The organism is Streptomyces sparsus (assembly GCF_054776295.1).
Genome location: NZ_BAAHCA010000667.1, coordinates 1 through 2727, shown reverse-complemented (window position 1 = coordinate 2727; position 2727 = coordinate 1). Strand labels below are relative to the sequence as shown.

At 74.7% G+C, this 2727-nt stretch carries 1 protein-coding gene, 1 pseudogene and 1 riboswitch; of the genes and pseudogenes, one reads left to right on the top strand and one right to left on the bottom strand.

Features of this window, described 5'->3' with window-relative positions; genetic code table 11:
- Positions 1 to 297, bottom strand: a pseudogene (locus ACYVE9_RS21875) (cobalamin biosynthesis protein CobG); the annotation flags it as partial.
- 56 nt (positions 298 to 353) lie between these two features.
- Positions 354 to 507: riboswitch (cobalamin riboswitch) on the top strand.
- A 30-nt stretch (positions 508 to 537) separates the two neighbouring features.
- On the opposite strand from ACYVE9_RS21875, the gene ACYVE9_RS21870 reads away from it, so the two are divergent.
- Positions 538 to 2727: cobaltochelatase subunit CobN (locus ACYVE9_RS21870; protein ID WP_461029597.1), on the top strand; the 2190-nt coding region annotated here is incomplete at its 3' end.

The window sequence follows — 2727 nt, the reverse complement described above, 5'->3', positions numbered from 1 at the left end:
GCAGGCGCGCAGCAGCCCGGCCAGTTCGCTCCCGCAGTCCCCGTCGAGGCCGCGCAGCTGCACGTTGCCGCGTGAGGTGAGGTGCAGTTCGCCGTCGCCCAGCCGCTGTGCGGCGTCCGCCAGGGCCCGTGCCTGGGCGGCGCCGAGCAGGCCGCCGGGCAGCCTGATCCGGGCCAGCGAACCGTCATCGGCCGTGTGCAGCCGCAACGCACCCGGGCAGGCGTCGTCACGCCGCCGGCTGCCGGGGGCAGCCTTCGGCTCGGACGGGACGGGGGTGGGCGGCATGGCGGCGAGCATACCGATGGCCCGTGCAGCCGTCCGAAAAGGTGTACGCCCGGTCCGCCCGGCCAGCGCTTACTATGCTCCTCGGCGGTCCGCATGGGCCGCCACCGCCTGCGACGGCGTACATGGGAGGAAGCCCGGTGAGAATCCGGCGCGGTCCCGCCACTGTGAGATCCGGTTCCGGCCGGACGAGCCAGGAACTCCCGCCGTCACTCACCGCCCGGGGCGCGGACCCCGAGGAAGGCCTGACGCCGCATGATCCTGCTGCTGTCGACGTCCGACACCGACCTGCTCAGCGCCCGTGCCGCGGACGGCCCCGTGCCGTACCGGCTCGCCAACCCGGCCCGCCTCACCCTCGACGAGCTGCCCGAGCTGCTGGAGGGCGCCGAACTGGTCGTGGTCCGGCTGTTGGGCGGCGTCCGCGCCTGGCAGGAGGGCCTGGACCTGCTGCTCGCCGGGGACCGCCCGGTGGTCGTACTCACCGGTGAACAGGCCCCCGACGCGCAGCTGATGGAGGCGTCCACCGTCCCCATCGGCATCGCCGCCGAGGCGCACGCCTACCTCGCGCACGGCGGCCCCGCCAACCTCGAACAGCTCGCCCGGTTCCTCTCCGACACCGTGCTGCTCACCGGCCACGGCTTCGCCCCGCCGGAGCCCGCCCCCGCCTGGGGCCCGCTGGAGCGCACCGCCCGGACGGACGCCGACGGCCCGACGATCGCGCTGCTCTATTACCGCGCCCACCACATGAGCGGCAACACCGCCTTCGTGGAGGCCCTCTGCCAGGCCGTGGAGGACGCCGGCGGCCGGCCGCTGCCGCTGTACGTGGCGTCGCTGCGCGCCCCGGAACCGGAACTCATCGAGCGGCTGCGCACCGCCGACGCGGTCGTCAGGACGGTGCTCGCCGCGGGCGGCACCAAGCCGGCCGAGGCGTCGGCCGGCGGCGACGACGAGTCCTGGGACGCGGGCGCGCTCGCCGACCTGGACGTGCCGATCCTCCAGGCGCTGTGCCTGACCAGCCCCCGCTCCGCCTGGGAGGAGAACGACGAGGGGCTCTCGCCGCTCGACGCCGCCACCCAGGTCGCGGTGCCCGAGTTCGACGGCCGCCTGATCACCGTCCCGTTCTCCTTCAAGGAGATCGACGCCGACGGCCTGCCCGCCTACGTGCCCGACCCCGAGCGGGCCGCCCGCGTCGCCGGCATCGCCGTGCGGCACGCCAAGCTGCGGCACATCCCGCCGGCCGAGAAGCGGCTCGCGCTGGTGCTGTCGGCCTACCCGACGAAGCACTCCCGGATCGGCAACGCGGTCGGCCTGGACACCCCGGCCAGCGCGGTCGCACTGCTGCGGCGCCTGCGCGCCGAGGGCTACGACTTCGGCGACGAGTCGGCCGACGGCGGCGCGGGAAGCGCCGGCGAGGGCCCGGTGCCGGGACTGGAGTCCGGTGACGGCGACGAGCTGATCTACGCGCTCATCGAAGCCGGCGGCCACGACCAGGACTGGCTGACCGACGAGCAGCTGGCCGCCAACCCGGTCCGCATCCCGGCCGCCGACTACCTGCGCTGGTACCGCCTGCTGCCGCAGGAACTGCGCGACAGCGTGGAGGAGCACTGGGGGCCGCCGCCCGGCCGCATGTTCCTCGACACCAGCCGCAACCCGGAGGGCGACATCGTGCTGGCCGCGCTGCGCCGCGGCAACCTGCTCATCCTCATCCAGCCGCCGCGCGGATTCGGTGAGAACCCGATCGCCATCTACCACGACCCGGACCTGCCGCCCTCGCACCACTACCTGGCGGCCTACCGCTGGATCGCCGCGCCCCGCGCCGAGGGCGGCTTCGGCGCCGACGCGATGGTGCACCTGGGCAAGCACGGCAACCTGGAGTGGCTGCCCGGCAAGAACGCCGGCCTGTCCGCCGCCTGCGGCCCGGACGCCGCGCTGGGCGACCTGCCGCTGATTTACCCGTTCCTCGTCAACGACCCGGGTGAGGGCACCCAGGCCAAGCGCCGCGTGCACGCCACGCTCGTCGACCACCTGGTGCCGCCCATGGCCCGCGCCGAGTCCTACGGCGACATCGCGCGCCTGGAGCAGCACCTCGACGAGTACGCGGCGATCTCCGCGATGGACCCGGCGAAGCTGCCCGCGATCCGCGCCCAGATCTGGACGCTGATCCAGGCCGCCCGCCTCGACCACGACCTCGGACTGGACGAACGCCCCGACGACGACGGCTTCGACGAGTTCCTGCTGCACGTCGACGGCTGGCTGTGCGAGATCAAGGACGCCCAGATCCGCGACGGTCTGCACGTGCTCGGCGGCGCCCCGACGGGCCCCGAGCGGGTCAACCTGGTGCTGGCGATCCTGCGCGCCCGGCAGATCTGGGGCGGCAACTCGGCGCTGCCGGGCCTGCGGGAGGCGCTCGGCCTCGACGAGTCCGCCGCCACCCGCACCGCCGCC